This window comes from Variovorax sp. DAIF25 (assembly GCF_050711835.1).
In the GTDB taxonomy this organism is placed as follows: domain Bacteria; phylum Pseudomonadota; class Gammaproteobacteria; order Burkholderiales; family Burkholderiaceae_C; genus Variovorax.
Map to the genome: position 1 here is coordinate 1220412 of NZ_CP136636.1, position 14797 is coordinate 1235208.

The 14797-nt window shown below is 67.9% G+C and carries 14 protein-coding genes; 9 read left to right on the forward strand and 5 right to left on the reverse strand.

Annotation, left to right across the window (positions count from 1 at the left end; all coding sequences use genetic code 11):
* Nucleotides 1–143 precede the first annotated feature (143 nt).
* The 3 genes from R0232_RS05530 to R0232_RS05540 all read right to left on the reverse strand — a co-directional run bounded on the left by R0232_RS05530 (nt 144) and on the right by R0232_RS05540 (nt 4696).
* Nucleotides 144–2408, reverse strand: coding sequence for a hypothetical protein (locus R0232_RS05530; protein WP_431511489.1), 2265 nt, complete (start codon nt 2406–2408; stop codon nt 144–146).
* Nucleotides 2409–2542: 134 nt separating this feature from the next.
* A complete protein-coding gene (gene dkgB / locus R0232_RS05535; RefSeq protein ID WP_431511490.1) occupies nt 2543–3367 on the reverse strand; it encodes a 2,5-didehydrogluconate reductase DkgB in 825 nt (274 codons plus the stop codon).
* Nucleotides 3368–3493: 126 nt separating this feature from the next.
* Nucleotides 3494–4696 carry an MFS transporter gene (locus R0232_RS05540; RefSeq protein WP_431511491.1) on the reverse strand — a complete coding sequence of 401 codons (1203 nt, stop codon included), beginning with the start codon at nt 4694–4696 and terminating at the stop codon, nt 3494–3496.
* Between the two features lie 240 nt (nt 4697–4936).
* Here R0232_RS05540 and R0232_RS05545 point away from each other — a divergent pair, with 240 nt between their 5' ends.
* On the forward strand, nt 4937–5281 hold the full coding sequence (locus tag R0232_RS05545) for a hypothetical protein (protein ID WP_431511492.1): 345 nt from the start codon (nt 4937–4939) through the stop codon (nt 5279–5281).
* Between the two features lie 63 nt (nt 5282–5344).
* Here the strand turns inward: R0232_RS05545 and R0232_RS05550 are convergent, their stop codons facing one another.
* A complete protein-coding gene (locus tag R0232_RS05550) occupies nt 5345–6193 on the reverse strand; it encodes an alpha/beta hydrolase (RefSeq protein ID WP_431511493.1) in 849 nt (282 codons plus the stop codon).
* A 215-nt stretch (nt 6194–6408) separates the two neighbouring features.
* Here R0232_RS05550 and R0232_RS05555 point away from each other — a divergent pair, with 215 nt between their 5' ends.
* Nucleotides 6409–7044, forward strand: a complete 636-nt coding sequence (locus tag R0232_RS05555) for a 2-hydroxychromene-2-carboxylate isomerase (RefSeq protein ID WP_431511494.1) — start codon at nt 6409–6411, stop codon at nt 7042–7044.
* A gap of 27 nt (nt 7045–7071) precedes the next feature.
* Here R0232_RS05555 and R0232_RS05560 read toward each other — a convergent pair whose 3' ends face one another.
* Nucleotides 7072–7989, reverse strand: a complete 918-nt coding sequence (locus tag R0232_RS05560) for a LysR family transcriptional regulator (RefSeq protein ID WP_296780891.1) — start codon at nt 7987–7989, stop codon at nt 7072–7074.
* Nucleotides 7990–8182: 193 nt separating this feature from the next.
* On the opposite strand from R0232_RS05560, the gene R0232_RS05565 reads away from it, so the two are divergent.
* The 7 genes from R0232_RS05565 (at nt 8183) to R0232_RS05595 (ending at nt 14790) form a co-directional block, all read left to right on the forward strand.
* A complete protein-coding gene (locus R0232_RS05565; protein ID WP_431511495.1) occupies nt 8183–8902 on the forward strand; it encodes a pirin family protein in 720 nt (239 codons plus the stop codon).
* 54 nt (nt 8903–8956) lie between these two features.
* Nucleotides 8957–9610 (forward strand): hydrolase, encoded by a 654-nt coding sequence (locus R0232_RS05570; protein WP_431511496.1) that lies wholly within the window; start codon nt 8957–8959, stop codon nt 9608–9610.
* Between the two features lie 41 nt (nt 9611–9651).
* Nucleotides 9652–9942 (forward strand): DUF1427 family protein, encoded by a 291-nt coding sequence (locus R0232_RS05575; protein WP_431511497.1) that lies wholly within the window; start codon nt 9652–9654, stop codon nt 9940–9942.
* A gap of 80 nt (nt 9943–10022) precedes the next feature.
* Nucleotides 10023–11930 carry an amidohydrolase gene (locus tag R0232_RS05580; RefSeq protein ID WP_431512863.1) on the forward strand — a complete coding sequence of 636 codons (1908 nt, stop codon included), beginning with the start codon at nt 10023–10025 and terminating at the stop codon, nt 11928–11930.
* Between the two features lie 5 nt (nt 11931–11935).
* A complete protein-coding gene (locus R0232_RS05585; RefSeq protein WP_431511498.1) occupies nt 11936–12334 on the forward strand; it encodes a DoxX family protein in 399 nt (132 codons plus the stop codon).
* Nucleotides 12327–13913, forward strand: a complete 1587-nt coding sequence (locus R0232_RS05590; protein WP_208512066.1) for an MFS transporter — start codon at nt 12327–12329, stop codon at nt 13911–13913. Before R0232_RS05585 ends, R0232_RS05590 begins: the two co-directional genes overlap by 8 nt.
* 55 nt (nt 13914–13968) lie before the next feature.
* The gene (locus R0232_RS05595) at nt 13969–14790 is read left to right on the forward strand and encodes an alpha/beta fold hydrolase (RefSeq protein ID WP_431511499.1); all 822 of its coding nucleotides are present in this window, start codon (nt 13969–13971) and stop codon (nt 14788–14790) included.
* Nucleotides 14791–14797: the final 7 nt, after the last annotated feature.

Consider the following 14797-nt stretch of genomic DNA (forward strand, 5'->3'; position numbering starts at 1 on the left):
CCCCGCGCATGCCTCGATCGCCGCACGCAGCTCGTGTGTTCAGGCAAAAGAAAAAGGGCCCGACCCGGCTGTCACAGCCGGATCGGGCCCTTCGTGTCTTGTGTATCGCCCCTGCCTTGCTTCGCCGAGAGCGGCACTCCACGTCAGTAGAGGTAGGCAGCTCCCACGTCGATTCCGCCGTTGTTCCGGAAGTCGCCGCCGATACCAGTGGCTGTGCTGTCTTCGCCGGGTGCACCGGCAGCGATGGTCTTGCCATCGCCTGAGATGGCGACCGACTGGCCCAGGAAGTCGTTGTTGTCGAGAACCTTGCCCGTTGCAGCCGCAGTACTGCGCCAAGTCGTTCCGAAATGAGCGAAACGGATGACGACGCCGGCTCTGTTGGGTGCGGAGTAATCAAGGTCAGCGTCGATACCCGCCGAGCCGGCACTCGTGAAGGGGCCTCCTGCAGCCATCACCTTGCCGTCGGAAGACAAGGCCACCGACCGGCCGAATTCGGCGCCGCTCTTGGGCTGCACTGCAAAGGCATACGCGTCCGGCACATATTCCGAAACGACGTCGTAGTAGGTGAGGACAGCCACGCCGCCGGCGAGGTTCTCCGTACTCACCTTGCGGCCCGGCACGCCCGCGGCGATCACGCGGCCATTTGCCGATATCGCCACCGAGGTTCCCAGCCGGTTGCCGGCATGCGGGTCATTCTCCTTCACGTAGTGCGTCTTCCTCAGCGTGGGAATCGTCCATTCGAGTACCAGGACCGCACCTGAATTCGGAGCAGTCGTGTCGGGAGTAATTTGCGATCCGCTGGGATCCGACGGCATGCCTACGGCGAGCGTCGAGCCGTCGTCGGAAACTGCGAGCGAACGGCCTTCTCCGGGGATCGAGGTCGCGGCGGAATTGAAGTAGCTCCAGGTGCCGGCAAGCTTGCGATAGCCATGCACCGAGCTTCCGTTGCCGGCGACCCATGCGATCGAGCCATCGGCGGACAGCGCGGTCGCCGCCCCGAACTTTTCTTGCCGCTCCGAGGTGGCTGCCTTCAGGTACGCCACTTCGGCCCAAGTGGTGCCCGTGCGCTCGAACAGATAGGCAGCGCCCGATTCGAGCACCGTGTTGTCGGCCTTGTCACCGCCCACCTTGACTGCCGAACTGGACTCCCCGGAGGCTCCCACCAGAATGGTGCTGCCATCCTTCGAGACCGACAACGAGCTGCCGAAGTTGTCTCCGACCTCTGCGTTGGATGCCTTCAGGCGCGTCTCGAATGCCCACTGTCCGCTGCGGCGGGAATAGATTTCGATGAAACCGGCGTGGGACACCGAGGTCGCCGCTACCACGAGCCAGTTGCCGTCCTTGGACAAGGCGACCGACTGGCCGTATTGCAGGTTGTCCGTCGAACCGGTAGATGGCTTCAGATACCCGATGGCGTCATTCGCGACGGGAGTCAGGGCGGCGGTATTGAAAGGACCGCTGCATCCGCTCGTGTTGCAGGCCTGCAATCTGAAGTTGAACAAAGTGGAGTTGATGTCCATCAAGAACACGTTCTGAGCGCTGAACGTGGTTCCCGTGATGTTGTCGCCAATCACCACGAGCGGTTCACCTCCCACGTCCTGAGTAATCTTGTAGTACGTGGCGCCTGGCACGGCTTCCCACGAGAAGTTGTAGGCCTTGACGCCATAGGACACAACGTTCATCGGTTTTGGCGCCGACGGCACCGGGACCACGGTATCGGTGCAATTGACCGCGACCGCTGTGACGTTCGCGGTGACGCTGCCGGAGCCGTTCGAAACGACGCAGCTCTGGGTCGCGGGCATGGTCTTTACGCTGACCGCATAGCTCGAGCCGTGCGGGAACGAGTCGCGGAAGGTGAAGGCGCCGTTGGTGCTGACGGTCAGGTCCGTGGCGGAGCCATCGCTGTGCAGCACCACGTTGCCCTTGAGCCCGGTGACGGTTCCGCCCACGGTGTACAGGAGTTGGGAGCAGGTCACCTTCACATTGGTGACGGGGGCCTTGGCGGTGCCGGTGCCGCTGTTGACCGAGCAGGTGAACCCGACCGGCTGCTCGACGAGCGTGATGTCGTAGGGGTTGTTCTCGATCACGGCGATCGGTGCGGTGAAGGAGCCGCTGCCGTTCACGGTGAATTCGTCGATGCCGTTCAGGCGCAGGCGCAAGGGTCCCGTGAGGCCGGAGACCGTGCCGCCGATCGAATAGGAGGCGGCTGCCGGAGGCGGCGCGGGCGGGGGAGGGGGCGGTGGAGGAGGCGCCGAGGGGGCTGGCGCGGGTGCGCTGGGCAGGATCGGGAAACCCCCTCCGCCCCCACCACCGCCGCCGCCGCATCCGGCGAGCGCTGTTGCGACGACCACTCCCAGGGCCAAGGTCAGGCGCGACAGCGCGCGATCCGGTGAAGCTTCGAGGCTCATTGCTTTTGTTGCTAATTGATACCTAAGAAATCATATAGAGGCATGCAAGGCGCAACGACACGGAAGCCGGTGGGACGGGGACTACTCCTCCTTTTGGATGAGCCGTCTCGGCGTTCGTCAGGGAAATCGTTGTTTCAGTCCCACGCCGGCGACAGCCCGGCCGGATCCGTCAGCCGCTCGCCACGGTCGAGCGCCGCGATCTGCGCCATCTCCGCGTCGCTGAGCCGAAGCTGCTGCGCCTTCAGATTGCTCTCGAGGTTTGCGCGCTTGGTCGACGACGGAATCACCGCATAGCCCAGCTGCATCGCCCAGGCCAGCACCACCTGCGCCGTGGTCGCGCCATGCGCCTTGGCGATCGCCTCGATCGTGGGGTCGTTGATGACCTTGCCGTAGGCCAGCGTCATGTACGAGGTGATGTGGATGCCCTGGCTCTGCGCGAACTCGGCCACCTTGCGGTTCTGCAGGTAGGGGTGCAGCTCGACCTGGTTGGTGGCGATCTGCGCCGCGCCCACGGCCGAGATGGCTTCCTTCATCAGTGCGATGTTGAAGTTCGACACGCCGATGCGTTTGGTGAGCCCCTGCGCCTTGGCCTCGGCCAGCGCGCCCATGAACTCGGCCACCGGCACCGCGTTGCCGGGCGAGGGCCAGTGGATCAGCGTCAGGTCGACGTGATCGGTGCGCAGCTTCGCGAGGCTCTCCTTGAGGCTGGGCACCAGCTTGTCCTTGGCGTAGTTGTCGGTCCAGATCTTGGTGGTGACGAACAGCTCGCTGCGCGCCACGCCGCTCTCGGCGATGGCCTGGCCCACCTCGGCTTCGTTGCCGTAGATCTGGGCCGTGTCGATGGTGCGGTAGCCGAGCTCGAGGCCGGTCTTCACCGAGTCGATGACCACCTGGCCCTTGAGGCGGAAGGTGCCGAGGCCGAAGGCGGGGATGGGGGAGGGGGTGTCGTGGTTGCTCATGGTTGGGTCCTTGGTTGAGAAGTACGTGGGTCGAATCGATCGACTGGTGAATGGAGGGGTGAATGAAGGCGAAAGGAAAGAGAAGACGCCGCGCCCTCGTCGCGCGGCGCAGGCGCGCACCGCGCCTCAGTGTCCGACCGGCACCGGCCCCGAGGCGCGCACCGGGATGCCGCTGCGGCGGTCGAGCACGCCGCTCCACTGCGTGAGCGCCAGCGACACCAGCACCACCAGCGCGCCGATCCAGGGCGTGTGCATCAGGCCAAGGTGCGTGACGATCAGGCCGCCGGCCCAGGCCGCGCCGGCAATGCCGAGGTTGAAGGCCGCGATGTTCAGGCCCGAGGCCACGTCGACCGCCTGCGGCGTGAAGCGTTCGGCCTGCTTCACCACGTAGACCTGCAGGCCCGGCACGTTGCCGAAGGCCACCGCGCCCCACAGCAGCACCGCCACCACGGCAAACCACTTGTGCGGCGCCGCGAAGTTGAACAGCAGCAGCACCGCGGCCAGCAGCGCGAAGATCATCTTCAGCGCCGGGATCGGGCCCAGCCGGTCGGCCAGCTTGCCGCCCCAGATGTTGCCCACCGCCACCGACACGCCGTAGACCAGCATCACCCAGCCCACCGCGCCCGCGCTGAAGCCGGCCACGTCGGTCAGGATCGGCGCGAGAAAGGTGAAGGGAATGAACGAGCCGCCGTAGCCGATGGCCGTCTTGGCATACACGAGCAACAGGCGCGGCTCGGCCAGCACCTTGGCCTGCTGTGCCAGCGAGGCCGGCGCCGTGTGGCGGATGTCGTTGGGCACGAAGATCCAGCTGCCCACGAAGGCGATCACGCCGAGCGCCGATACCGCGAGGAAGGTTTCACGCCAGCCGAAGTGCTGCCCGATGAAGGTGCCCAGCGGCACCCCCGTGACCAGCGCCACCGTGAGGCCCGTGAACATGATCGCGATCGCGCTGGCCGCCTTTTCCTTGGGCACCAGGCCGGTGGCGATGGTCGAGCCGATCGAGAAGAACACCCCGTGCGCCAGCCCCGTGAGGATGCGCGCGGCCACCAGCGTTTCGTAGCTCGGTGCCTTCCAGGCCAGCAGGTTGCCGACCGTGAACAGCGCCATCAGGCCCAGCAGCAGCGCCTTGCGCGGCAGCTTGCCCGTGAGCGCGGTGAGCACCGGCGCGCCGATGGCCACGCCCAGTGCATAGAGGCTGACCAGCAGGCCGGCCGAGGGAAGGCCGATGCCTAGATCGGCGGCGACCGTGGGGATGAGGCCAACGATGACGAACTCTGTCGTTCCGATGGCGAAGGCGCTGAGGGTTAGCGCCAGTAGGGCGATGGGCATGAAGAGACTCCTTCTTGGATGTGGAGGAGTGTCTTGCGGTTACCTTTGCGGATAAATGGGGTTGGTGGCAGAAGATAGTTGCCTGTGGGTCAAGTATTTGTATGGCTATCTCTTGTGCTCACACGAGTAAGAGGCCGCTACGAAATTCGTTGCAGGTAGATACACTGCTCAGGTGGCGCCAGGTGGCGCGACCGGGTTTGGAAGCCTGATGAACCTCTGCGCAACTAGGAGTCCATCTCAATGGCTGAATCCGTTTGCGCCTGCGCGCAATCTTCCGATCCCTCGACGCTCGTTCGTTTCACGTCGCTCGACCTGAGCACCCTCGCACTCCAAACCTGCGACGACGCCGACCACCTCAACGAAGTCCTCCGCGCCTACACCGCGCTAGAAAAACTGGTTGAGCCCGCCAGCCTCCACGACTGCGAAACGCTCGCTCCCACCCGCACCGAGCTCAGCGCCTTGCTGCGCCTGCTCAACCAGGCCCTGATGTTCCGCATCGACACGATCCACGCCGCGGCCCTCACGCTGCGCGGGGCGATTGAAGATGCGAGCCGGCCCCCGACTTCGGCCGTCGTTGCGCCATGAAATGAAAAAAGCCGCCGGCAGAACCGGCGGCTTTCACGCATCGATCAGTCGTCAGGCGCCGACTCAAGCCGCCATCGGCTCCGGCAACACCGACGTCAACGCGAAGTCGATCAGCCGCAGCCAGGTTTCCTCCAGCCCCATGATGTTGTGGTGGTCGGAGTTCGCCACGGTCTTCACGCTCACGGGCGTGGGCCAGGCGTCGATGAGCTTCTGCGAGCGTTCGTGCAGCACGACGTCGTCGCGCTCGGCCAGCAGCACCTGGGTCTTGGCGGCGACCTCCTTGCTGTGCTCGATCGAGTTGAAACGATGGCGCAGCAGCAGCGACAGCGGCACGAGCGGAAAGCGCTTCTTCGCGACTTCGAGCATGGAGTCGTAGGGCGTCACGAGCTGCAGGCTCTCGAAGGGCTGGCGCGCCGACAACTGGATGGCGACGCCGGTGCCGAGGCTGCGGCCGACGACGTGCAGGCGCGCCTGCGGGAAGGCGCGGCGCAGGTGGCGCGCGAACTGCTCGGCGTCGGCCACGGAGGCGACCTCCGAGGGGCTGCCCTGTGAATCGGCCACGCCGCGGTAGTTGATGGCGGCCATGCCGAAGCCCTCGGGCAGCCAGTGAAGGGCCTGGGCGGTCACGCGCACGTCCTCGCCGCGGCCGGCCAGGTAGAGGATGAGGTCCTGCACGGCCGCCTCGCCCTGTGGGTGGTAGACGTAGCCGCGCACCATGCCGCCGGGCACGGGGTGCGAGTAGGTGGAGAAGTCTTCCGACAGATGCACCACGGGCCGCTTGCGGGCATTGAAGAGGATGTGGCCCTGGCGCGTGGCCAGCAGGGTCCAGTAGGCGGCGAGGCTGCCGATGACGGCGGCCGAGGTCGACAGGGCGAAGCGGGCGATTCTTGCGTTGGTGTTGTATGAGGGCAAAGGGGCTCCCGAGAAAAAGGCCGGCATGTGTGATGCGGGCGGGAAGGCGATAGTTTCGCCGCGTTGGGAAGACAGCGCGTAGCGCGGTGTATGACGGTGTTCGCCGATGTACGGCGAGGTTGGCTGCGTGATGTGGAACACGGCGCTGCGCGACGCCGGCTTTTGTCGGCTTGCGCTGACGCCGCGCGCCAAGGCGCTGCAGATAATCCGGCCCCATGACGACCCTTGCCCTCGACTGCTTCTACAGCCTTTCCTCGCCCTGGGCCTACCTCGGTGGCCCGCAGTTGCAGGACATCGTGCGCCGCCACCATGTGCGGCTGGCGCTCAAGCCCTACGACTTCCAGGCGGTGGTGCCGCAGACCGGCGGCATTCCGCTGAAGACGCGGCCCGAGCCGCGCCGCACGTACCACGCGCTCGAGCTGGCGCGCTGGCGCGACTACCTCGGCATGCCGCTGAACCTGGAGCCGGCGCACTACCCGAAGGGCGCGCCGAGTGACCCCAACTGGAACAAGTATCCGGGCTGGATGGTCATCGCGGCGCAGCTGCAGGGGCTCGATGCGCTGCAGCTCTCGCATGCGCTGCTGCGCGCGCTGTGGGCCGAGGAGCGTGACACGTCGGCGGCGGCGGTGCGCATCGCGGTGGCCGACGAGAACGGCTACGACGGCGCGACCCTGCAGGCGATGGAGCAGTCGGCCGAGGTGCTGGCCGTGTACCGCGCCAACAGCGCGGAGGCGGTGGAGCTCGGGGTGTTCGGGGCGCCGACCTTCATCCTCGGCGACGAGCGTTTCTGGGGGCAAGACCGGCTGGGCTTTCTCGACCGGGCGCTCGACAAGCTGCGCGCGGCGGGGTGACCGGGCCCCGCCCGATTCCAACGCCCCTCACTGCACCCACATCGAGCGCGGCAGCAGCGCCGGCACCAGCACGCGGTTGAGCCGCTCACGCCACCAGCGCAGCGCCTGTCCCTTCGCGCCGGTCTTCCACGCGAGCCAGAAGGCCTCGGGCGGGCGCGGCTCCTCGGTGGGCAGTTCGACCAGCGTGCCGCGCGCGAGCTCGAGCGCGATGCAGGCGCGCGGCAGGTAGCCGTGGCCCAGGCCCTCGAGCTGGCAGGCGATCTTGGCGACCATCGAGGGCACGGTGATGCGCGGCTGCCCGGCCAGCAGGCCGACGGTGCGGTCCGACAGCGTGCGCGCGCTGTCGCCCACCACGATGGCGTTGTGCTCGAGCAGGTCGCCGCGCTGCAACGGGCGGCCGATGCGCGTGAGCGGATGGGTGGGCGCGACGCAGAAGGCGAACTCGAGGCTGCCGACCTGCGTGGCCTGGTAGCCGCCGCCGGCCGGGCCCTCGCCCGCGGCGATGACGATGTCGGCGCGGCCCTCGCGCAGCGCCTCCCAGGTGCCGGTGAGGGCTTCGCAGCCGATGCGCAGCCGGGTGCCGCAGCGCAGGTCCTCGAAGGCGCGCACGTCGCCGATCAGCGCCTGGGTGGGAATCAGCGAGTCGTGCACCAGCCGCAGCTCGGACTCGAAGCCGGTGGCGATCTGGCGCATGCGCGATTCGAGGTCGCTCGCGGCGCTCAGCAGCCAGCGGCCTTCCTTGAGCATTTCCTCGCCCGCGGCGGTGAGGGTGACGCGCGGGCCGTTGCGCTCGAACAGCAGCATGCCGAGCTGCTCCTCGAGCTTGCCCACGGCGTACGAGATGGTCGAGGGCACCTTGTTCAGGCGCGTGGCGGCGGCCGCGAAGGAGCCGTGGCGCGCGATGGCGTCGACGACCTCGATGGCTTCCAGGCTGAGCTTGAGCACGGGCGTGTTCCTGTGGATGAGTACGAAGGTTGAACGATCGAAATAGATGATCGAAAACTTCGATCATAGAGGCTGAAAAGTTTCGCCGATGACCGGGTTTCGGCCCGCGATGATTGATCCATGCCTAGGGGATGAGCCCCGAAAGCGATTGTGAATCACATCGATCAAAACTGTCATCGAAAGGTCATCAAGCATGTTGGAACTTCGCGCCGCCACCGACCGTGGAACCGCCAATTTCGGCTGGCTCCAGTCGCGCCACACCTTCTCCTTCGGCCACTACCACGACGCCCGGCAGCAGGGCTTCTCCGACCTGCTGGTGATCAACGACGACCGCGTGACGCCGGGCCGCGGCTTCGGCACCCATCCGCACCGCGACATGGAGATCTTTTCGTACGTGCTCGAAGGTGCGCTCGAACACAAGGACTCGATGGGCACGGGCTCGGTGATCCATCCGGGCGACGTGCAGATGATGAGCGCCGGCACGGGCGTGCGGCACAGCGAGTTCAACGCCTCGGCCGTGGACCCGGTGCATTTCCTGCAGATCTGGATCGTGCCCGGTGCGCGCGGCGTGGCGCCGCGCTACCAGCAGGTGCACTTCGGCGCCGAGCAAAAGCGCGGCCGGCTGCGGCTGATCATTTCGCCCGATGGCGACCAGGGCTCGCTCGCGGTGCACCAGGACGCCCGCGTCTACGCCGGCCTGTTCGACGGCGCCGAGACCGCCTTGCTGCAGCTGGCCGCCGACCGCTATGCCTATGTGCACGTGGCCCGCGGCAGCGTGGAAGTCAACGGCCAGCGCATGGCCGAGGGCGACGGCGCCCGCATCCGCCTCGCGCAGCAACTGAGCTTTGCCAACGGCGACGACGCCGAGGTGCTGGTGTTCGACCTGCGGCCGAACGAGCTGCCGGCGCTCTGATTTCGTTTCCCCCCCTCTGTCTTTTCCCAACCTCGTTTTTTCAGGAGTCTTCCCATGTCCATCAAAGCCACCCCCACCGCCGGCGCCACCCTGCTGACCCCCACCGACCACACGCTGGTGATGATCGACTTCCAGTCGCAGATGGCCTTCGCCACGCACTCGATCGACGCGGTGAACCTGCGCAACAACGCCGCGCTGGTGGCGCAGGCAGGGGCAGGATTCGGCGTGTCGACCATCCTCACGACGGTGGCCGAGAAGAGCTTCTCGGGCCCGATGTTCGACGAGATCACGGCCGCCTTCCCCGACCAGAAGATGCTGGACCGCACCTCGATGAACACCTGGGAGGACGCGGCCGTGATCGAGCGCGTGAATGAGATCGGCAAGCCGCGCATCGTGCTCGCGGGCCTGTGGACCAGCGTGTGCATCGTGGGCCCGGCGCTGTCGGCGCTGGACCAGGGCTTCGAGGTCTACGTGATCGCCGATGCCTGCGGCGACGTGTCGGTCGAGGCGCATGAGCGCGCGATGCAGCGCATGGTGCAGGCCGGCGCGCGGCCGATGACCTCGCTGCAGTACCTGCTCGAGCTGCAGCGCGACTGGGCGCGCGGCGAGACCTACGAGCTCACGACCGGCATCGCGAAGAAGGTGGGCGGCGCTTACGGCATCGGCATCAACTACGCCAAGAGCATGTTCGGCGCCCACGAAGGCTGAGCCCCGGCAACGAACAGAGCAACGAACAGAGAGCGCCGGCCATGAAGCCCTATGTCGTCTCCCTTGCGCTGGGCCTGCTGGTCGGCGTGATCTACGCGCTGTTCCAGGTGCGCTCGCCGGCGCCACCGGTGATCGCGCTGGTCGGCCTGCTCGGCATCCTGCTCGGCGAGCAACTGCCGCCGCTGGTGCGGCAGGTGCTCGAACGCCCCGCGGCCACCTCGTGGCTGCATCACCAGGTCAAGCCGCACGTGTTCGGCGAACTGCCGAAGTGCGTGCAGCCCGAAGCGGCGAAGACCGCCGCCACCCGACCCACCGACAGGAACGACGCATGAGCACCCCTGATCCGCAACGCCGCCAGCTCCTGGGCGCCCTCGGCGCCTTGGCCGCCACCTCCCTCGCATCCACCCCGACCATGGCCAACAACCAGACCCCCGACCTCATCCTGCGCAACGGCCGCTTCACCACGCTGGACCGCGCCAACCCCACGGCCGACGCCGTGGCCATCAAGGACGGCCGCTACACCCGCGTGGGCCGCGCCGAAGACGTGCTGCCGCTGGCCGGCGCGAACACCCGCGTGATCGACCTGCAAGGCCAGCGCGTGCTGCCGGGGCTGATCGACAACCACCTGCACATCATCCGCGGCGGCCTCAACTACAACATGGAGCTGCGCTGGGACGGCGTGAGGAGTCTGGCCGACGCGATGGGCATGCTCAAGCGCCAGGTGGCGATCACGCCGGCGCCGCAATGGGTGCGCGTGGTGGGCGGCTTCACCGAGCACCAGTTCGTGGAGAAGCGGCTGCCGACCATCGCCGAACTCAACGCGGTGGCGCCCGACACGCCGGTGTTCATCCTGCACCTGTACGACCGCGCGCTGCTCAACGGCGCCGCGCTGCGCGCCGTGGGCTACACCAAGGACACGCCGGCGCCGCATGGCGGCGAGATCGTGCGCGATGCCGCAGGCAACCCGACCGGCCTGCTGCTGGCCAAGCCCAATGCCGCGATCCTCTATGCCACGCTGGCCAAGGGGCCGAAGCTGCCCTTCGACTACCAGCTCAATTCCACGCGCCACTTCATGCGCGAGCTCAACCGCCTGGGCGTGACCGGCGCGCTCGACGCGGGTGGCGGCTTCCAGAACTATCCCGACGACTACGCCGTGATCCGGAAGCTGGCCGACGATGGGCAGCTCACGATCCGCCTGGCCTACAACCTGTTCACGCAGAAGGCCAAGGAGGAGAAGGCCGACTTCCTGAACTGGACCAGGACCTCCAGGTACAAGCAGGGCGACGACTACTTCCGCCACAACGGCGCGGGCGAGATGCTGGTGTTCTCGGCCGCCGACTTCGAGGACTTCCGCGAGCCGCGGCCCGAGATGGGCCCCGAGATGGAAGGCGAGCTCGAGGAGGTGGTGCGCATCCTGGCGCAGAACCGCTGGCCCTGGCGCATGCACGCGACCTACGACGAGACCATCAGCCGCTCGCTCGACGTGTTCGAGAAGGTCAACAAGGACACGCCGCTGGCCGGCCTGAACTGGTTCTTCGACCATGCCGAGACGATCTCCGAGGAATCGATGGACCGCATCGCCGCGCTCGGCGGTGGCGTGGCGGTGCAGCACCGCATGGCCTACCAGGGCGAGTACTTCGTCGAGCGCTACGGCGCGGGCGCGGCCGAGGCCACGCCGCCGGTCAAGAAGATGCTGGAGCGCGGGCTCAAGGTCTCGGCCGGCACCGACGCGACGCGCGTGGCCTCGTACAACCCGTGGGTGTCGCTGTCGTGGCTGGTCACGGGCAAGACGGTGGGCGGCATGCAGCTCTATCCGCAGCGCAACTGCCTCGACCGCGAGGGTGCGCTGCGCATGTGGACCGAGAACGTCACCTGGTTCTCGAACGAGGAGGGCAAGAAGGGCCGCATCCAGGCCGGCCAGCTCGCCGACCTGGTGGTGCCCGACCGCGACTACTTCGGCTGCGCCGAATCGGAGATCGCCGACATCACGGCGCTGCTGACGATGGTGGGCGGCAAGGTGGTCTATGGCGCCGGGCGCTTCGCGTCGCTCGACGAGGGCGCGCCGCCGCCCGCGATGCCCGACTGGTCGCCGGCGCGCACCTTCGGGGGCTATGCGGGCTGGGCCGACACCCAGGGTGTGCACGGTGCCGAGGGCGCGCCGATGCAGAAGGTCATGCGCAACGCCGCTGCGTCGTGCGGCTGCGCCAACGACTGCAACGTGCATGGCCACAGCCACGCGACGGCCTGGAGCAGCAAGCTGCCGATCGCCGACCTCAAGAGCTTCTGGGGCGCGCTGGGCTGCGCCTGCTGGGCGGTGTGATGGCGATGCGCTGGACCACCTCTTCGGCCGTGCGCTGGCTCGCCTTGCTGCTGCTGTGCGCGGCCTACCTGCAGGGCGGGCTCAACAAGGCGATGGACTTCGACGCGGCGATCGCCGAGATGAACCACTTCGGCCTGTCGCCGGCCGGCCCGCTGGCCGCGGCGGTGATCGTGCTCGAGCTCGGCGCCGCGGCGCTGATCCTCGCGGGCATCTGGCGCTGGCTCGGCGCGCTCGCGCTGGCGGGCTTCACGCTGATGGCGACCTTCGTCGCGCTGCGCTTCTGGGAGATGCCGCTGGGGCACGAGCGCTTCATGGCCGCCAACTCCTTCTTCGAACACCTGGGACTGGTCGGCGGCTTCGTGCTCGTGGCCTGGCTCGACCTCAAGGAGCGTCACGATGACTGAAGCCCTCAAGACCGCCAAGCCCGGCGCCTTCGCCCCGCTGCGCCAGCCGGTGTTCGCGGTGCTGTGGGCCGCCACGGTGCTCGGCAACATCGGCAGCTTCATGCGCGACGTGGCGAGCTCGTGGCTGGTGACCGACCTGTCGGCCAGCCCGACCGCGGTGGCGCTGATCCAGACCGCGGCCACCTTGCCGGTGTTCCTGCTGGCGATCCCGGCCGGCGTGCTGTCGGACATCCTCGACCGGCGCCGCTTCCTGATCTTCGTGCAGCTGGTGCTGGCGGCGGTCAGCGGCAGCCTGCTGGTGCTCTCGCACACCGGCGCGCTGACGGTCGAGTACCTGATCGCGCTGACCTTCGTGGGCGGCATCGGCGCGGCGCTGATGGGGCCGACCTGGCAATCGATCGTGCCCGAGCTGGTGCCGCGCTCGGACCTCAAGGGCGCGGTGGCGCTGAACTCGCTGGGCATCAACATCGCGCGCTCGATCGGCCCGGCCGCGGGCGGGCTGATCCTCGCGAGCTTCGGCGCGGCCGTGACCTACGGCGTGGACGTGCTGAGCTACGTGTTCGTGATCGCGGCGCTGCTGTGGTGGAAGCGGCCGGCGGCCGTCGACAGCGGGCTGTCGGAGAACTTCCTCGGTGCCTTCCGCGCCGGCCTGCGCTACACGCGCTCGAGCAAGGAGCTGCACGTGGTGCTGCTGCGCGCGGCGGTGTTCTTCCTGTTCGCGAGCTCGGTGTGGGCGTTGCTGCCGCTGGTGGCGCGCCAGATGCTCGGCGGCAGCGCCGGCTTCTACGGCGTGCTGCTGGGCGCGGTGGGGGCGGGCGCCATCGGCGGCGCGCTGCTGATGCCGCGGATGCGCGAGCGGCTCGATGCCGACGGCATGCTGCTGCTGGCCTCGGTGCTGACGGCGGCGGTGATGGGCGCGCTGGTGCTGGCGCCGCCCAAGTGGCTGGCCGTGGCGCTGCTGCTGGTGCTGGGCCTGGGCTGGATCGTGGCGCTGACCACGCTCAACGGTGTGGCGCAATCGATCCTGCCGAACTGGGTGCGCGGACGCGGCCTGGCGGTCTACCTCACGGTGTTCAACGGCGCGATGGCCGCGGGCAGCCTGGGCTGGGGCCTGGTGGCGCAGCAGATCGGCGTGCCGTTCACGCTGGTGGCGGGCGCCGTGGGGCTGGTGGTGGCGGGGTTGATCTTCCACCGCGTGAAGCTGCCCGCGGGCGAAGCCGACCTGCAGGCCTCGAACCACTGGCCCGAGCCGCTGGTGGCCGAGCCCGTGGCCCACGACCGCGGGCCCGTGATGATCCAGGTCGAGTACCGCATCCGCAAGGACGACCGGCCCGCCTTCATGGCCGCGATGAAGCGCCTGTCGCTCGAACGCCGCCGCGACGGCGCCTATGCCTGGGGCCTGCACGAGCACACGGCCGACCCGGAACGGATCATGGAATGGTTCCTCGTCGAATCCTGGGCCGAGCACCTGCGCCAGCACCACCGCGTGTCGCAGGCCGATGCGGACCTGCAGGGCGAGGCGCTGCGCTTCCATGCGGGGCCGGGCAAGCCGGAGGTGCATCACTTCCTGTCGCTCTGAGCCTTCCTTCTTCTTTCCCTTTCCGTTTCTTTCAATCACTCACCAAGGAAAAACCATGACCACACTGACCCTTCGCGACGGCACCGAGCTCTACTACAAGGACTGGGGCAGCGGCCAGCCGCTCCTGTTCAGCCATGGCTGGCCCCTGAGCGCCGACATGTGGGACAGCCAGATGCAGTTCTTCGCCGAACGCGGCTACCGCGCCATCGCCTTCGACCGCCGCGGCTTCGGCCGCTCGAGCCAGCCCTGGACCGGCTTCGACTACGACACCTTCGCCGACGACATCGCCGAGCTGATCGAGAAGCTCGACCTGAAGAACGTGGTGCTCGCGGGCTTCTCGATGGGCGGCGGCGACGTCACGCGCTACATCGCGCGCCATGGCTCGGCGCGGGTGGCGAAGCTGGCGCTGATCAGCGCGGTGACGCCGCTGTTCATGAAGACGGCCGACCATCCGGTGGGCCCCGAGAAGTCGCTGTTCGACGGCATCCGCGCCGGCCTCGCGGCCGACCGGGCGCAGTTCCTCGACGACTTCAGCACCATCTTCTACGGCACCAACCGGCCGGGCGCGGCGGTGTCGCAGGGCGTGTTCAAGCAGACGCTGCAGATCGCGCTCCAGGCCTCGCTGAAGGCGACGATCGACTGCGTGACCGCGTTCTCCGAGACCGACTTCCGCCCCGACATGGCGAAGATCGACGTGCCCACGCTGGTGATCCACGGCGACGACGACCAGGTCGTGCCCTTCGAGGCCACGGGCAAGCTGGCGCACGAGCTGATCGCGGGCAGCCGGCTCGAGGTGTACGCGGGCGCGCCGCATGCGACCTGCACCACGCACCGCGACCGCGTGAACGCGGACCTGCTGGGCTTCGTGCAGGGCTGAGCGGGCT